This is a genomic window from Campylobacter sp. RM12642, from assembly GCF_020137635.1.
Classification (GTDB): domain Bacteria; phylum Campylobacterota; class Campylobacteria; order Campylobacterales; family Campylobacteraceae; genus Campylobacter_E.
Map to the genome: position 1 here is coordinate 34927 of NZ_JACGAT010000002.1, position 14121 is coordinate 49047.

At 27.2% G+C, this 14121-nt stretch carries 17 protein-coding genes; 6 read left to right on the forward strand and 11 right to left on the reverse strand.

From position 1 onward, the window contains the following. Window positions 1-15: 15 nt before the first annotated feature. Genes AVBRAN12642_RS01070 through AVBRAN12642_RS01080 form a run of 3 tightly spaced genes read right to left on the reverse strand, consistent with a single transcriptional unit; the run spans window position 16 to window position 1766 of the window. Window positions 16-306, reverse strand: coding sequence for a metal-sulfur cluster assembly factor (locus AVBRAN12642_RS01070; protein WP_336607039.1), 291 nt, complete (start codon window positions 304-306; stop codon window positions 16-18). Further along, entirely contained in the window at window positions 287-1435 is a 1149-nt protein-coding gene (locus tag AVBRAN12642_RS01075) for a hypothetical protein (protein ID WP_336607040.1), read from the reverse strand. The genes AVBRAN12642_RS01070 and AVBRAN12642_RS01075 overlap by 20 nt, the downstream gene beginning before the upstream one ends. Before the next feature lie 10 nt (window positions 1436-1445). Next, window positions 1446-1766, reverse strand: coding sequence for a hypothetical protein (locus tag AVBRAN12642_RS01080; RefSeq protein ID WP_214118493.1), 321 nt, complete (start codon window positions 1764-1766; stop codon window positions 1446-1448). A 462-nt stretch (window positions 1767-2228) separates the two neighbouring features. On the opposite strand from AVBRAN12642_RS01080, the gene AVBRAN12642_RS01085 reads away from it, so the two are divergent. Beyond that, window positions 2229-2948 carry a hypothetical protein gene (locus AVBRAN12642_RS01085; RefSeq protein ID WP_336607834.1) on the forward strand — a complete coding sequence of 240 codons (720 nt, stop codon included), beginning with the start codon at window positions 2229-2231 and terminating at the stop codon, window positions 2946-2948. Here AVBRAN12642_RS01085 and AVBRAN12642_RS01090 read toward each other — a convergent pair. From AVBRAN12642_RS01090 to AVBRAN12642_RS01105, 4 genes are read right to left on the reverse strand one after another with little or no spacing between them, the layout of a single operon-like run. After that, on the reverse strand, window positions 2934-3407 hold the full coding sequence (locus tag AVBRAN12642_RS01090) for a YbaK/EbsC family protein (protein WP_214150280.1): 474 nt from the start codon (window positions 3405-3407) through the stop codon (window positions 2934-2936). The genes AVBRAN12642_RS01085 and AVBRAN12642_RS01090 overlap by 15 nt on opposite strands. Next, entirely contained in the window at window positions 3400-4164 is a 765-nt protein-coding gene (locus AVBRAN12642_RS01095) for a phosphatidylserine decarboxylase (protein ID WP_336607835.1), read from the reverse strand. The genes AVBRAN12642_RS01090 and AVBRAN12642_RS01095 overlap by 8 nt, the downstream gene beginning before the upstream one ends. 8 nt (window positions 4165-4172) lie before the next feature. Then, window positions 4173-5264 carry a metallophosphoesterase gene (locus tag AVBRAN12642_RS01100; RefSeq protein ID WP_336607836.1) on the reverse strand — a complete coding sequence of 364 codons (1092 nt, stop codon included), beginning with the start codon at window positions 5262-5264 and terminating at the stop codon, window positions 4173-4175. A gap of 2 nt (window positions 5265-5266) precedes the next feature. After that, window positions 5267-5914 carry a Crp/Fnr family transcriptional regulator gene (locus AVBRAN12642_RS01105; protein WP_336607837.1) on the reverse strand — a complete coding sequence of 216 codons (648 nt, stop codon included), beginning with the start codon at window positions 5912-5914 and terminating at the stop codon, window positions 5267-5269. Window positions 5915-5973: 59 nt separating this feature from the next. Between AVBRAN12642_RS01105 and gltX the strand changes: the two genes are divergently transcribed. From gltX to AVBRAN12642_RS01120, 3 genes are read left to right on the forward strand one after another with little or no spacing between them, the layout of a single operon-like run. Then, window positions 5974-7311 (forward strand): glutamate--tRNA ligase, encoded by a 1338-nt coding sequence (gene gltX / locus AVBRAN12642_RS01110; protein WP_336607838.1) that lies wholly within the window; start codon window positions 5974-5976, stop codon window positions 7309-7311. After that, a complete protein-coding gene (locus tag AVBRAN12642_RS01115; protein ID WP_336607839.1) occupies window positions 7298-7612 on the forward strand; it encodes a YggT family protein in 315 nt (104 codons plus the stop codon). Before gltX ends, AVBRAN12642_RS01115 begins: the two co-directional genes overlap by 14 nt. Beyond that, on the forward strand, window positions 7609-9222 hold the full coding sequence (locus AVBRAN12642_RS01120; RefSeq protein ID WP_336607840.1) for a lytic transglycosylase domain-containing protein: 1614 nt from the start codon (window positions 7609-7611) through the stop codon (window positions 9220-9222). The genes AVBRAN12642_RS01115 and AVBRAN12642_RS01120 overlap by 4 nt, the downstream gene beginning before the upstream one ends. 504 nt (window positions 9223-9726) lie before the next feature. Here AVBRAN12642_RS01120 and dnaK read toward each other — a convergent pair. The 3 genes from dnaK to AVBRAN12642_RS01135 are packed head-to-tail and all read right to left on the reverse strand — an operon-like array spanning window position 9727 to window position 12950. Further along, entirely contained in the window at window positions 9727-11592 is a 1866-nt protein-coding gene (gene dnaK / locus AVBRAN12642_RS01125) for a molecular chaperone DnaK (RefSeq protein ID WP_214118833.1), read from the reverse strand. A 12-nt stretch (window positions 11593-11604) separates the two neighbouring features. Next, a complete protein-coding gene (locus AVBRAN12642_RS01130) occupies window positions 11605-12168 on the reverse strand; it encodes a nucleotide exchange factor GrpE (RefSeq protein ID WP_336607046.1) in 564 nt (187 codons plus the stop codon). Next, entirely contained in the window at window positions 12165-12950 is a 786-nt protein-coding gene (locus tag AVBRAN12642_RS01135; RefSeq protein WP_214120281.1) for a hypothetical protein, read from the reverse strand. The genes AVBRAN12642_RS01130 and AVBRAN12642_RS01135 overlap by 4 nt, the downstream gene beginning before the upstream one ends. A gap of 248 nt (window positions 12951-13198) precedes the next feature. Between AVBRAN12642_RS01135 and AVBRAN12642_RS01140 the strand changes: the two genes are divergently transcribed. After that, on the forward strand, window positions 13199-13444 hold the full coding sequence (locus tag AVBRAN12642_RS01140; RefSeq protein ID WP_336607047.1) for an XRE family transcriptional regulator: 246 nt from the start codon (window positions 13199-13201) through the stop codon (window positions 13442-13444). 2 nt (window positions 13445-13446) lie between these two features. Then, the gene (locus AVBRAN12642_RS01145) at window positions 13447-13596 is read left to right on the forward strand and encodes a hypothetical protein (RefSeq protein ID WP_214118826.1); all 150 of its coding nucleotides are present in this window, start codon (window positions 13447-13449) and stop codon (window positions 13594-13596) included. 57 nt (window positions 13597-13653) lie between these two features. Here AVBRAN12642_RS01145 and AVBRAN12642_RS01150 read toward each other — a convergent pair whose 3' ends face one another. Beyond that, window positions 13654-14121: a peptidylprolyl isomerase gene (locus AVBRAN12642_RS01150; RefSeq protein ID WP_214118824.1), complete on the reverse strand. Its 468-nt coding sequence runs from the start codon at window positions 14119-14121 to the stop codon at window positions 13654-13656.

Below are 14121 nucleotides of genomic sequence, written 5' to 3' on the forward strand. Positions count from 1 at the left end.
ATCTCTCATAGTAAATTAAAAACTTAAAGCACTTTTGACCTCATCACTAGCCATTTCTATACTCCAAGCAGGCTCAAATACTAAATTAATATCAACACTATCTATTCCATCTACACTTAAAACAGAGTCTTTTACCCAAGTTATCAGTAAATCATGCATAGGACAAGACTTAGTAGATAAGGTCATAGTAATTTTACAATATGAATTATCAATTTGTATATCATAAATAAGCCCTAAAGCTAAAATATCAAAACCCACTTCAGGGTCAATTACATTTGAAATTGCATTAATTACTTGCTTTTTCATTCTTTGCTCCTTTGTAATTTATATAAGTAAAAAAATTGATTACATTAATTAAAAGACCTATATTTAACGCTATATATAAATAAATTGATGAACTAAAATAAAGAGAAATTACTAAGCATATATTAATTAGCATAGTAAAAAAAGCTGCTTTTTTAATCACCATATCATCTAATAAAGGGACTTTTATTTTTCCGATTAATTTTGAAATAAAATGAAACCATATTAAAAATGGCAAAATCTTATAAATATGTGCGATTATAAAAGGTAAAATCGTTGCAAAAATTAATAATTTAATAGCTAAAGCATAGTCTAAAACATAAAATTCTCTCATCGCTAAAAACGAGCCAATACAAGCAAAAACAATATTTAAATTCCAATAATCTTTAGCCTTTCTTGTTCGTATTTTAAGTATATATAAACACCAAAATACAAAACAAGCTAGAGAAAAAATCGCTATACTTTTATGAAAAAATGCTAAAAAATATGCCACTAAACTAAGCCATAATAAATAATTTTTATGCTTATGAGTTAGTGCAAACATTGGCAATAACACACTAGCAGCACCTATACAAATAAACAAAATAAAACCTAGCATAAAATATATATGAAGATGAAGAATTAGTTCATAATCTAAATATATAAGCCCGTTTAAAATAAGCACAATTAAACCAGCACAAACTAAACCTAATGCTAAAAAAACAACCCCACAAAATAAAGCACTTTTAGCAATATTATTAAAATCAAAAAATGATATTAAAAACAGCACAATAAAATAAAAAACACTTAAAATCATAGCAAATACGCTATATTTTAGTAATTCCAAATCATAATTTAAAAACGAATACATAATAAAGGCTAAAGAGATATTGCAAATAAAACTCACAAAAAATACACCTTTTATACTAAAGAATGCTTTTTCATAAATTACCGAGCTTAATTGATAAAGGCTACCTATTATTATATTTAAAGCAAATCCAGCAAAAAAACAATGCAAAAACGCTTTAAATTGATAACTCTCAAAATCGTAATTTGAATAAGAAAATAAAAACATAAAAGCTAATAAATAGCAAAATGCAAATATAAAATAAATAGCCACCACTTTAAATGGTGGTGCGAATGCGTTTAACATAACTTAGCCCTTATGGATGGTCTTTACAAGCTTCATCAAAATTGCTATGCTCTTTAATTTTAGTAAATACTAGCCAAAAAAGTCCATCTTTTTGTGTAGTTTGAATATCATAATATGGCTTCACGCTAGGAAGTAAGCCTAAAGGATTTTTATGATTTAGCATAATTAATTTTTGATTAGGCTTTAAATTATTTAAGCCAACTCTAGCATTTATCATAGGTTCAGGTGGCATACACTGACTACTATCAAAAGCTAAATATTCATCATTTTCATAAAACTCAACCGTAGCATTTGCTAAACTAACTTTTTTCCAAGATTTAAAATCAAACATTTTTTCTCCTTTTTTCTCACTATTCTAAAAAAGTTTAAAAATTTTGACTTTGACTTAAGTCAATTTGAAGTTCAAAAAAAGAAAAATTAAATACTTAAATAAATTTTTAAATCAAATTCCTAAATATATATTTGCTATAATAAACCTTATTTTTACAAGGTTAAATATGAATATAAATCAAATAATTAATTTTAAATTTAATTTTAAAAAGATTTTATACAAAGCTTTATTTATTGTTTTTATAATAATTCCACTTTTATATATTTTAATTATGAGTTTATATTTATTAGAATTTAATCCACAAAAATATAGTAAAAACTGAAAGCTTGTGAAAAATTTTTAACCGGATATTTATTTATTGATATTGCAAATACATTAAATATATTTTTTAAATATGATAGCTTTATTGTAAGACCTTTTTTAAATATAGCTAAAAATTATTATGATGAAGGTAAAAAGCTCTTGCCAGATGATAGTATTGAAGATATTATGTGGTGGGTTTTGTATTATAAACGCATGTATGGTTTAACTAAAAAAACACAAGATTATAGTATGTTAGACAAGCTAAGCTACGATGATTATCAAGAAATCTATGAAATGATAAAAAGAGTGCCTTATGGCAATATTTATTATGATGTGGATATTATGACAGAATATAGACTATCTAATATGCTTGGTTTGGTTATGCTATATATGTCTCATTCTCCACATAAAAGGTCATATGAATATTATATAAAAGATTATGATAAAGCAAGTGAAATTTATGAGCTTTTAAATATAGCTTTTAATAAATACTATTCATATCAAGCAGAGAAAAAATTTAATTACGCACTATACCTAGAAGTAGTCATAGATATCTTAAGAACTTCAGCATTTAAATATTATAGTGAAAACAATTACTACGATGGAACTTCAAAAATAGATGTTACTGATATACCTTTACCTGATTATATTTGTAATGCTACAGACACAATAAAAATTAATGAATACTTTAAAAAAGCTATTTTATTTACAGATAAAAGTAATGTATATATAAAAAATATCTATGATGGTCCGGTTAATTATTTATATGCTTTACATAAATATTGCCCAGAAGATAAGGAAATAAGATACAGAATGCTCAATGTTATTGTTAATAAATTTCAACCAATGTATAAAAAAGGAGAATTAAATGATAGATGAAGTGCTTATACTAGCAATATTAAAAAGCTTTTGAATATATTTTGCATTTATTTTTAGCTGAAGACCACGAAGCCCAGCACTAAGCACAAAATACTCAAGCTCTAAAGCTCTTTCGTCAATAAATCTAACATAATCTTTTTTCATACCAAAAGGCGAACAACCGCCCCTAATATATCCTGTTTTATCCTTTAATTTATCAAGTTTTAAAAGGCTTAAGGATTTTTCTCCTACCGCCTTTGCAAAAGATTTTAAATCTATTTCTAAATCCCCTTGAATACAAGCAACATACAAGGCATTTTTACCCTCGCAAACTATGGTTTTGTAAATATATTTAATATCAATTCCTGTCTTTTTTGCTACGCTAATTGCTGATAAATCATCATCTACTTCATAGCTTAATAATTCATAATCTATTTTTAAAGTATCTAAAAACCTTGCTGCATTAGTCTTTTTAATCATTTGCTATTCTTTGTCCGAATTTAATCGCACCAACTTGGCATTCAAGTTTTAAATCATCGCCTAAGATTAAAATAGTAGAACCCATCAAAAATCTTCCTAGCATTTCGCCTTTTTTTAAGCTTACATTATCATAGTTTTTCTCATAATCACTTGCATTTTTCATATTAGTTTGCACGCTTGTATCAAAATCAAATTCCATCTTGCCAACATTTACAGCCCCTACAAAAACCATATAAAAAATATCTCCACTATCTTTTTTGCAAGTTAAAACTACACGCTCATTTCTTGAATACAAATTATCATGCTTACTAAGTGCTTTTAAATTAACGCTAAAAAGCTCCGCACAAAAATATTTTAGATTCAAAACCTGCATATTACAAGGACTATGATAATTGTGATAATCCCTTGGGCTAAGATAAATATTTAAAAAATCAAGCTCATTTTTAGGAGTAAAACCTAAAAGCTCTTTAATATCATAATCTTTACCTTTTATACTAAAGGCCTTTAAATTTAAGCTTTTTGCATAACTTAAAATAGTGCCATCACAAGGACTTATAAAGCCGCTTTCTAATTCTCTTGGCTTTATTAATCTTCTAGTAAAAAGAGCTAATAAACTATCGTATTCTTTATAATCTTTAAACTCATCTAAAGGTATATTAAAATGCTTTACATAAGTTTTGTTTATATAATTTTGCATAATTTTTGGATATTTTATGCTTACTAATTTACCAAAAATTCTTGAAATTGTTTTTCTCATTATATTCCTTAAAGTCTAATTATTACTATTTCACTAGGTGCTAAAAAGCGTATAGATGGACCCCAAAATCCAGCACCACTACTAACATATAATTTAGTTTTTTTACCGATTTCATAAAGCCCGTGCAAAAATCCTTGCTGCATAATAACCAAAATACTAAATGGGAAAATCTGCCCTGCGTGAGTATGCCCTGATAAAACTAAATCAAATCTACTCAAATCAAATTCCTTAGCTACAACAGGTTGATGAGCTAATAAAATATTGTATTTAGTATCATTAAAATTTTTATAAATTGGGGCTAAATCCATTGGCATTCCATATTTTGCACCCTTTAAATCATTTATACCACTAAGCACAATTTTGCCTAAATCTACGCTTTCGTTTTCTAATACTTTTATATTAGTTTGCTTTAATTTTGCTATGATTTTTGTAGCGTCGTGGTAGTATTCGTGATTGCCCGTTACATAAAAGCAAGGCATATTAAAGGTATTTAATAAATCCAAATAATCAATCTCATCTATATTAGTATCTATTAAATCTCCCACAATTACTACATAATCAACTTCTTGATTATTGATTTTTTCAATCAAACCTAGTAAAAAATCTTTATGTAAATTCTTGCCTAAATGCACATCACTTATCATTGCAATTTTTATTCCCAGATTTGTATTTAAATCTACATATTTAATAGGTGGAATTTTAATTGCCTTAAATATACCTTGTAAAAAACATCCAAATGCAACAAATAAAACACCTAAATCACAAATTAATTTTAAAGTTTTTCTTCTATTTGTGTCTATATTCTTTACGCTTTTAAAGGCTATAAATTTAACAATATCATAAATTAAAGCAATTAAAAAGAAGAAAAAAGAAAAACCCAAAAGAATTGATAAAATAGTATAAACAATCTCAGGCAAAAAATCAGCTCTCATAGAAAACAAAAATACAACATTAGATATAAATAAAACTACGCAAATTATTAAAAAAAAGCCTTTAAATCTAGGGAAAATTACTCTAAATAATTGTCTATAAATATAAGCATTTGCAATAAAAACAGCAATACAAAATACAATAGCAAATAATAAATGGTGTAAGCTCATAATTAATTCTCGTAAAGTGATTTTAAATATTTTTCATCATGAATTATTAAGTTTTTATCATCATCAAAACTAATAATTCCATCATTTTTAAACTTAGCTAAAATTCTAGAAAAAGTCTCAGGAGCTAGATTTATAAATGAAGCTAATTGGATATGTTTTATGTTCTTAAATACTTCGCTTTGTTCGCAAACTAATTTTGCTAATTTTGCTTCAGCACTTAAAATCATTTCATTATGCACAAATTCTGATAAATAAATTAGCTTTTTTGAAATTCCAGTCAATAAAGCTAGAACAAAATCAACCTTAGTTAAAAACTTATTTTTAAGTTCTTCAAAATCAATCTTAATCACTTCCCCACTATTTAAAAAACTAGCACTCGCAGGAAAAGGTATATTTTCAAAATTAGCTAATTCGGCTACAAAAGAAATCGGAGTTAATTTATGCATAAAAATTTCAGCTCCTTTTTGATTAGTTTTATAAACCTTAATATTTCCTTTAATCAATAAGTGTAAATACTTACTACTCTCGCCTTCCATAAATAGCATTTCACCTTTTTCATAACTTTTAAAAATGCAAATTTTGGCTAATTCTTCAAGCTCGTTTTCATTAAAATCTTTAAAAAAATAAATTTTTTTTAATACTTCTTTCATTGGCACTCTTTTTACTTTCTTAAAATAGAATTATGAAAAATCATATCAAGGAATTACAAATGTTTAGATTTGCCCCATCACCTACAGGCGATATGCATATAGGGAATTTAAGGACTGCCGTTATTAATTATGTATGCGCGAAAAAATATAATAAAAAGTTTATTTTAAGGATAGAAGACACAGACACAGCTAGAAATATTCAAGGCAAAGAAGAAGAGATTAAGAGTATTTTAAATTTATTTGGGATTAATTGGGACGAATACTATGTGCAAAGCACTCATCTAGCAACTCATCAAAAATTAGCAGCAAAATTATTAGAAAATGGTTCTGCTTTTAAATGCTATTGCACCGAAGCTGAATTAGAAGAGAAAAAAGAATTAGCAAAAAACGAAAAAAGAGCTTATAGATACGATGGAACTTGCGAGAATTTAAAACAAGATTTAAATAAACCATTCGTAATAAGACTTAAAAAGCCTAAAAACACAATCACTTTCAAAGATGAAATAAAAGGCGTTTTATCATTTGAGCCAAATGATGTTGATAGTTTTGTGATTTTAAGAGCTGATGGGACACCTACATATAATTTTGCATGTTCTATGGATGATATGTGCGAAGGAGTTAGCTTTATTATCCGTGGAGAAGACCATGTAAGCAATACTCCAAAACAAGAGCATATAAAGGCGTCTTTAGGCTTTAATGAGAGTATGCAATATGCACATTTACCTATCATTTTAGACGAAGAAAGCGGTCAAAAAATGAGCAAAAGACAAGAGCATTCAAGCGTAAAATGGCTTTTAAATGAAGGCTTTTTGCCTGATGCGATAGCTAATTATTTACTAGCTTTAGGCAATAAAACCCCTGATGAAATTTTTACGATGAATGATGCAATTTCTTGGTTTGAAATAAGCAATATTTCTAAATCTCCAGCTAGATTTAGTATGGCAAAATTAAGATTTATAAATAGAGAGCATATTAAGATTTTAGATGATGAAATTCTAGCTAGATTATTGTTTAAAGATGAGTTTTTAGCTAAGTTTAGTAATGTAAAAGTATTAGCAAAATTAGCAAAACTTCACTTAGAAGAAGCAAGTACTTTAAATGAAATTAGAGCTAAACTTAGTGGATATTTTCTACCATTTAATGTAGTTTTTGCTAACAATTTAGATTTTAGTGAGAGTGCGAAATTATTAAAAGCTGAATTAGAAAAATCAAACCTACCTAGCAAATACGAAGAATTTAAACTAAATCACAACGCTAATTTAAAAGGCAAACAATTATTTATGAGCTTAAGGTTATTGCTTAGCGGTTCAGCTCACGGCCCTGAATTAGCACAAATTTATGAGATTATGCAACCTTGTATGAGCGAGTTTTTAAAGGTAAAAGATGAGCTTTGCTGATATTGTAGTTTTACTACTTGTATTGATAATAAGAGGACTAAATATTTATTCTTATTTAGTTATTGCCTATTGTTTATTTTCGTTTTTTCCACAAGCTTTTACAAGCCCTATCGGATATAAAATATACAATATTATATATAAATTAGTAAGACCTGCCTTTGATTTAGTATATATGATAATACCGCCTAGATTTTTAAATATAGGTATGGTAAGTCTTGCTCCTATTGCTGTTTTTGTAGGAATACATTTATTACAAATCGGATTATTTGAATTAGTAAAAATCGTAAAAGGATTATTATGAAAAAATTAATTAGTATATTATTAATTGCTCAAGCTTTATTTTCATATACTTATGAAGAATTAAAAAATGAGCCAAACTCACTTGCTAAGGACTTTTTTTTATATAATTTATTAAAAAATAATGAGATAAAAAAAGAAGATTTAAAAGAATTTAAAACACATATTTTCCGTTTTGCTGGAGTTATGAAAAAAGAATATGAAAAACTAAGCAAAGATATTAAAGAAGAGCCAAAGACATTACCTGCTGATTCTTGCTATAATTATTCAATCAATTCTATAATGAACGCAGATGAAAAATGTCAGGTATTTAGACTAAAAGAAATAAATTTTGCAAAAAAGTTAAGCAAAGAAAACCTAATAAAACTAGCAAATATTTATAAACAAAAAGATAAAAATCTAAGCTCACAATTAAGCATATTAGCTAACAAAAACCCTGTGGCAGAAAGCATTAAAAAAGGTGATGGAAAAACCTTAATGAAGCTTTATTATGATGGATATAAGCTAGATGATTTTTCTCCAGGGCCACTTACTCGTGCTAGTATGATGGAACACCCTAATGCTTATAAATTTTTAAACTCAGCTATAGTAGATGATAAATATCCAAAAATAAAAGAAAAATTAGCAAGTCTTGATAAAGAAGATGCTAAAGAAGATTTAGCATTTGCATTAGGTTTAAATGCACTTATGTTTAATAAAAATGCCTTAGCAGAAAAATACTTTTTAAGAGCTAATAAAACTTATAAATATAAAAGACCAAAGGATAATGCTTTATTTTTTGCTTATTTAGCTAGTAATAAAACTAGACATTTAGATACTTTAGCAAATAGTGATGATTTAAATATTTATAGTATTTTAGCAAAAGAACTAGCAAACACACCATTACCGACCATCATCACACCAAATCCTACAAAAAGCATAGATTATCCTATAAATAATGCTTTAGTTCAAGCTAGATTTATGAATGACATTAAAAATGCTGATACTCAAAAGCTTAGCGAAATGCAAGAATATTTTAATACCAAAAATACTCAAGGACAATATCTAGTAATTAGCGATAAATTAAGTAATTTTAAAGATAATATTTATCCAATACCATTTCCTGAAGAATTAGCCAATTATAGCGTAGAGCAAAAAGCACTAATTTTAGCTATTGCTAAACAAGAAAGCAGATTTTTACCAGCTTCTGTAAGCACTTCTTATGCTTTAGGTATGATGCAATTTATGCCTTTTGTAGCAAGACATACTGCTAAAGTTGATTTTAATGATAATGATTTTGATGTTACTCAAATGTTTGACCCAAAAATAGCTTATAAATTCGCAAACGCTCATTTAAATACGCTTAAAAAAGGAGTTAAGCATCCTATATTTATAGCTTATGCTTATAACGGGGGCTTAGGATTTACTCAAAGAATGCTAAAAAAAGATTATATGTTTAATCCAAATTCTAAACTAAAATCATACGAACCATTCTTATCAATGGAGCTTGTGCCTTATTTAGAAAGTAGATTGTATGGTAAAAAAGTTTTAGCAAACTATTATATCTATCTAAAAATATTAGGTCAAAATGTAAAAATGAGTGATTTAATAAAACAAATAGATAAAAATCAATAATATAGGTATTTTTACCTATATTATCCTTAGCTTTTGCACTAAATTATAAGAGCTAAAAACCATTTAAAGCTTAAATACTAGCATAAAAAAACAATTCAAATGATTTTAATAACTTACTTTATAATAATTGATATATGCTTTAAATATTGCAGTAATAAAAAATAAATTATATTTTGGGTTTAAAATCGCTATCAAATGTTTTTAAAAATACTTAATTTTTATATATGCTTATTTAAAAACTATATAACTTATTTAAATTCTTAAAAATTATTTTATAAAATATAAGAACTCTTATTTTATATACTTTTCATACTTAGTTGTAATTTACAAAATTAATTCAGAACTTGTAATCTATTTTTGTATAAAAATATAATATTTACTAAATTTTACCATCACTAAAAATAAATATTAAAAGATTTTTTGAATTAAGATAAATTAGGAATTTCAAATTGAAATTCCTAAAATTAAGGATAAATCCTTGTAAGACTAGTTTTTAATAAATTATTATTCTACTTCTGCATCTACTGCATCATCTTTTTCGCTTTTTTTAGCGTCTTTGCTATCATCTTTTTTGTAAAGATTTTCAGCTAATTTATGACTTGCGTCGCTTAGTTTTTTCATTTTCTCATCTATTTGAGCTTTTGTTGCATTTTCGTTATTTACTACATCATTTAGCTCATTTATTGCACCTTCAATCTCTTGTTTAATTGCAGGTTCAACTTTATCTCCTAAATCATTTAGGCTTTTTTGAACTTGATGAACTAGGCTTTGAGCTTGATTTTTCGCATCTACTACTTCTCTTCTTAATTTATCAGCTTCTTTGTTTTTCTCAGCTTCGTTTATCATATTTTTAATCTCTTCATCACTTAATCCGCTTGAACCTGTGATTGTGATATTTTGAGCTTTACCACTTGCTTTATCTAATGCACTTACCGTTAAAATACCATTTGCATCAATATCAAATGTAACTTCAATTTGTGGCACACCTCTTGGAGCTGCTGGGATACCTTCAAGATTAAAATTACCAAGAGATTTATTATCACGGCTAAACTCACGCTCACCTTGTAAGACATTAATAGTAACTGCACTTTGATTATCTTCTGCAGTTGAGAATGTTTGACTTTTTTTAGTAGGAATTGTTGCACCTTTTTCTATAATTTTACTCATAACTCCGCCTAAAGTTTCAATTCCAAGACTAAGTGGAGTAACATCAAGTAAAAGCACATCTTTTACATCACCTTGAATAATTCCTGCTTGAGTAGCAGCACCCATTGCAACAACTTCATCAGGATTTACGCTTTTATTTAGTTCTTTTCCAAATACTTTTTTAACTTCTTCTTGAACTAAAGGCACACGAGTTGAACCTCCAACCATTACTACTTCTTTAATCTCGTTTTTGCTAATTCCTGCTTCACTTATAACTTCATTGATTTTTGTAATAGTTTCAGCTACAAGTGAGTCAATCATTCCTTCAAATTGAGCTTTTGTGATTGTTTTTACAAGGTGTTTTGGACCTGTTGCATCAGCTGTAATGAATGGTAAATTCACTTCAGTTTGATTTGTACTTGAAAGCTCTTTTTTAGCGTTTTCTGCTGCTTCTTTTAATCTTTGTAAAGCCATTTTGTCATTTCTTAAATCAATTCCTTGCTCATTTTTAAACTCAGTTGCTAAGAAATCAATTAATTTATTATCAAAATCATCTCCACCTAAAAACGCATTACCACCAGTTGCTAAAACTTCTACAACACCATCACCAGTTTCTAAGATTGTAACGTCAAATGTCCCACCACCTAGGTCATATACTGCAATTTTTTCAGCACTTACTTTATCAAGACCATAAGCTAGAGCTGCTGCAGTTGGTTCGTTTATAATTCTTAATACATTTAATCCTGCGATTTGACCTGCTTCTTTAGTAGCTTTTCTTTGTGCATCGTTAAAGTATGCTGGAACGGTAATTACTGCATCAGTTACAGATGTTCCTAAATAGCTTTCAGCATCCTCTTTAAGTTTCATTAAAACTTTTGAAGAAATTTCTTGTGGAGTGTAAGTTTTACCTGCAATTTCTATCGCACAAGCACCATTTCTATCTACTATTTTATAAGGTAAATGTTTTGCCGCTTCTTTAGCATTGTCTTCATTCATCATAAGACCCATAATTCTTTTAATTGAATAAATTGTTTTTTCTGGGTTTGCTACTGCTTGGCGTTTTGCACTATCACCTACTAAAACTTCGCCTTTATCTGTAAATGCTACTATTGAAGGAGTTGTGTTTTTTCCTTCTTTATTTGGAATTACTTTTTTTTCTCCACGCTCATAAATTGCTACACATGAATTTGTTGTTCCTAAATCTATACCTATTGCTTTTCCCATAATTTTCTCCTTTTATTTTGATACGCTTACTTTACAAGCTCTAATTATTCTGTCATTTATCATATAACCCTTTTGAAACATAACTGCAACACAATTTGGTTCAAGCTCTGCTTCAACATGCATCATAGCTTCGTGATAACTAGGGTCAAATTCATCACCTTCATTAGCTACGATTTCTTTGATTCCGTGTTTTGCTAGGATATTTTTAAATAAACTTAAAGTATTATCAATACCTTGTTTAAGTTGTTTTGAAAACTCATCATCTGCTTCAAAATTACTAGCATTTTCTAATGCGTCTAAAACAGGTATTAAATCCTTAAGTAATCCTTCTTGTGCATATAAAACAGCACTTTGCTTATCTTTTTCTAAGCGTTTTTTATAATTTTCAAAATCTGCATTAGCTCTAAGATAAGCGTCTTTTAATTTTGCAAATTCTTCATTTGCCTTATCAAGCTCTGCTCTTAAAGCAATTTCTTCATTACTTAACTCATTTTGTTCGCATTCACAATTTTCATTGCATTCGCAAACTTCTTCGTTATTTACTACATTTTCTTCTTGCGTGGCTTTTTCGCTCATATCGCCTCCCTTAATTGATTTAAAACATTTTCATAGTCTGTAAAAATACTACCTGCAATTATTAAAGAGCTTTTATTTTGCATATAATTACAATCTAATTTAACTCCCATAAAATCAGGTAAAAATAGCTCATCATAAATCAAGTTATTAGTAAAATAATCAAGTAACTTTAAATTCATAATAGAACTAAATGAAGAAAGTTTTACAATATTTGCAAAAATTTTTTCTCCACATATAAATTTAATTTTATTTTTAAAAGAATTTTCAATATCACTTAAAGTATTTATTAAATTTAATCTATATAAAATCGTCTTAATATCATTTATTTCATATCCTTTTAACTGATTAAAAAGTATATTTAATTCATCGTTAAAATCAATCAAAACCCTATTTTCTATAAAATCTAAAATAATAAATCTATTTTCAATGTTTAAAATATCATTTAAAAATATTTTTTTGTTATCAACAATAAGGAAAAACAAATCATTCTCGTTAGCAACTCTTAATAAATTTAAAGTTGAGTTTAATTCTAATTTAGAATTTAATTCATAATTAAAAAATTGCTTCCAATAATATTTCATAGCTTTTTGAGTAGGAATTCTTCCACCGCTTGCGTGAAGTTTTGAAATATAACCATCACTATCAAGTTGTTTAAAATAAACTCTTATAGTGCTTGCAGGAACATTCAAACTATCTTGCAATAACATAGAGCCAATTGGATTTTGCTCGCTTAAATAAGCTTTAATCATTTGCTCTAGTATAAAATCAGTTTTTTTACTCATTATCACTCATACCTTAAAATTGATAAACAAATTATATCACTTGAGTTGTTAACTATCAAGTAACTATTTAGTCTAATACACTCAACTTAATTTAGTAAAATTATTTAACCATATATTTTATACATTATTTCGTATATATTTTATTTTTTAATGTATTGATTTAAGGATATTTTGTATTTTTTATATTTTTTTACAAATATAAACTCCGTTTTAGCGAAGTTTAATTTTTAAAATCGTATAATTTAAAAATGATTGAGACGAACGATATATTTAATTTATTACATAATGCGATAGAAAGTAAAGAAAATGGTAAGAAAATTTCTTTGCAAGCAATGTCGCAGCGTTTAGGATTACCTATGCGAACTTATCAAGACTGGCGTTTAGGTAATTCTAAACCACAAGCAGTAAAAGCTGTATTTACAATGCTTAGTGAATTAGATGATGATGAGTTATTATTTTTAATGTCTCGTATAAGAAAACAATTAAAGGATTAAAAGTGATTACCGAAAAGGAAAGAATAGAACTTGATATGATATTTAATAGTATTAGAACAAGTAAAAAAAATATAATAAAAAGATATTTAAAAAATATCTGCAAAAAACTTTTATATCCTCGTAAAAAGCAATATAATCATCAATTTAATTAATTTTCAAATTCTTTAACCTAAATTAAAGAATTTGAATCATATCTTATATATTTTAAATTATTTTATTTCAATACTTTCAATAATATCGCCTTGGCGGATACTATCAAGAACCTTTAAGCCATCTTCGTTATTAACTTGACCAAAAATCGTATGAACTCCATCTAAGTGTGGTTGTGCTGAATGACAAACAAAAAATTGAGAGCCACCAGTATCACGACCAGCGTGAGCCATAGATAAAGTCCCTCTTAAATGCTTATGCTCTTGATTTTTGCATTCACATTTAATATTCCAACCAGGACCACCTGTGCCTGTGCCTAAAGGACAACCACCTTGAATAACGAAATTAGGAATTACTCTATGAAATTTTAGACCATTATAAAATCCATTTTTTGCTAAATGAACGAAATTTAAAGTAGCTTGCGGGCTATCTTTAAATAAAGTTAATTTCATATCACCTTTATTTGTCTTAATAATAGCTTCATTAATATTTTCTAAATCTGCAAAATTGTCATATACCTTTAACAT

Bases quoted from the DNA above. Each gene is read 5' to 3' on its own strand.
- AVBRAN12642_RS01115 (WP_336607839.1), top strand. From the start codon at position 7,298: ATGAGCTTTGCTGATATTGTAGTTTTACTACTTGTATTGATAATAAGA.
- AVBRAN12642_RS01130 (WP_336607046.1), bottom strand. From the start codon at position 12,168: ATGAGCGAAAAAGCCACGCAAGAAGAAAATGTAGTAAATAACGAAGAA.
- AVBRAN12642_RS01075 (WP_336607040.1), bottom strand. From the start codon at position 1,435: ATGTTAAACGCATTCGCACCACCATTTAAAGTGGTGGCTATTTATTTT.
- AVBRAN12642_RS01080 (WP_214118493.1), bottom strand. From the start codon at position 1,766: ATGTTTGATTTTAAATCTTGGAAAAAAGTTAGTTTAGCAAATGCTACG.
- AVBRAN12642_RS01100 (WP_336607836.1), bottom strand. From the start codon at position 5,264: ATGAGCTTACACCATTTATTATTTGCTATTGTATTTTGTATTGCTGTT.
- AVBRAN12642_RS01105 (WP_336607837.1), bottom strand. From the start codon at position 5,914: ATGAAAGAAGTATTAAAAAAAATTTATTTTTTTAAAGATTTTAATGAA.
- AVBRAN12642_RS01095 (WP_336607835.1), bottom strand. From the start codon at position 4,164: ATGAGAAAAACAATTTCAAGAATTTTTGGTAAATTAGTAAGCATAAAA.
- AVBRAN12642_RS01150 (WP_214118824.1), bottom strand. From the start codon at position 14,121: ATGTTAAAGGTATATGACAATTTTGCAGATTTAGAAAATATTAATGAA.
- dnaK (WP_214118833.1), bottom strand. From the start codon at position 11,592: ATGGGAAAAGCAATAGGTATAGATTTAGGAACAACAAATTCATGTGTA.
- AVBRAN12642_RS01140 (WP_336607047.1), top strand. From the start codon at position 13,199: ATGATTGAGACGAACGATATATTTAATTTATTACATAATGCGATAGAA.
- gltX (WP_336607838.1), top strand. From the start codon at position 5,974: ATGTTTAGATTTGCCCCATCACCTACAGGCGATATGCATATAGGGAAT.
- AVBRAN12642_RS01120 (WP_336607840.1), top strand. From the start codon at position 7,609: ATGAAAAAATTAATTAGTATATTATTAATTGCTCAAGCTTTATTTTCA.
- AVBRAN12642_RS01135 (WP_214120281.1), bottom strand. From the start codon at position 12,950: ATGAGTAAAAAAACTGATTTTATACTAGAGCAAATGATTAAAGCTTAT.
- AVBRAN12642_RS01070 (WP_336607039.1), bottom strand. From the start codon at position 306: ATGAAAAAGCAAGTAATTAATGCAATTTCAAATGTAATTGACCCTGAA.
- AVBRAN12642_RS01090 (WP_214150280.1), bottom strand. From the start codon at position 3,407: ATGATTAAAAAGACTAATGCAGCAAGGTTTTTAGATACTTTAAAAATA.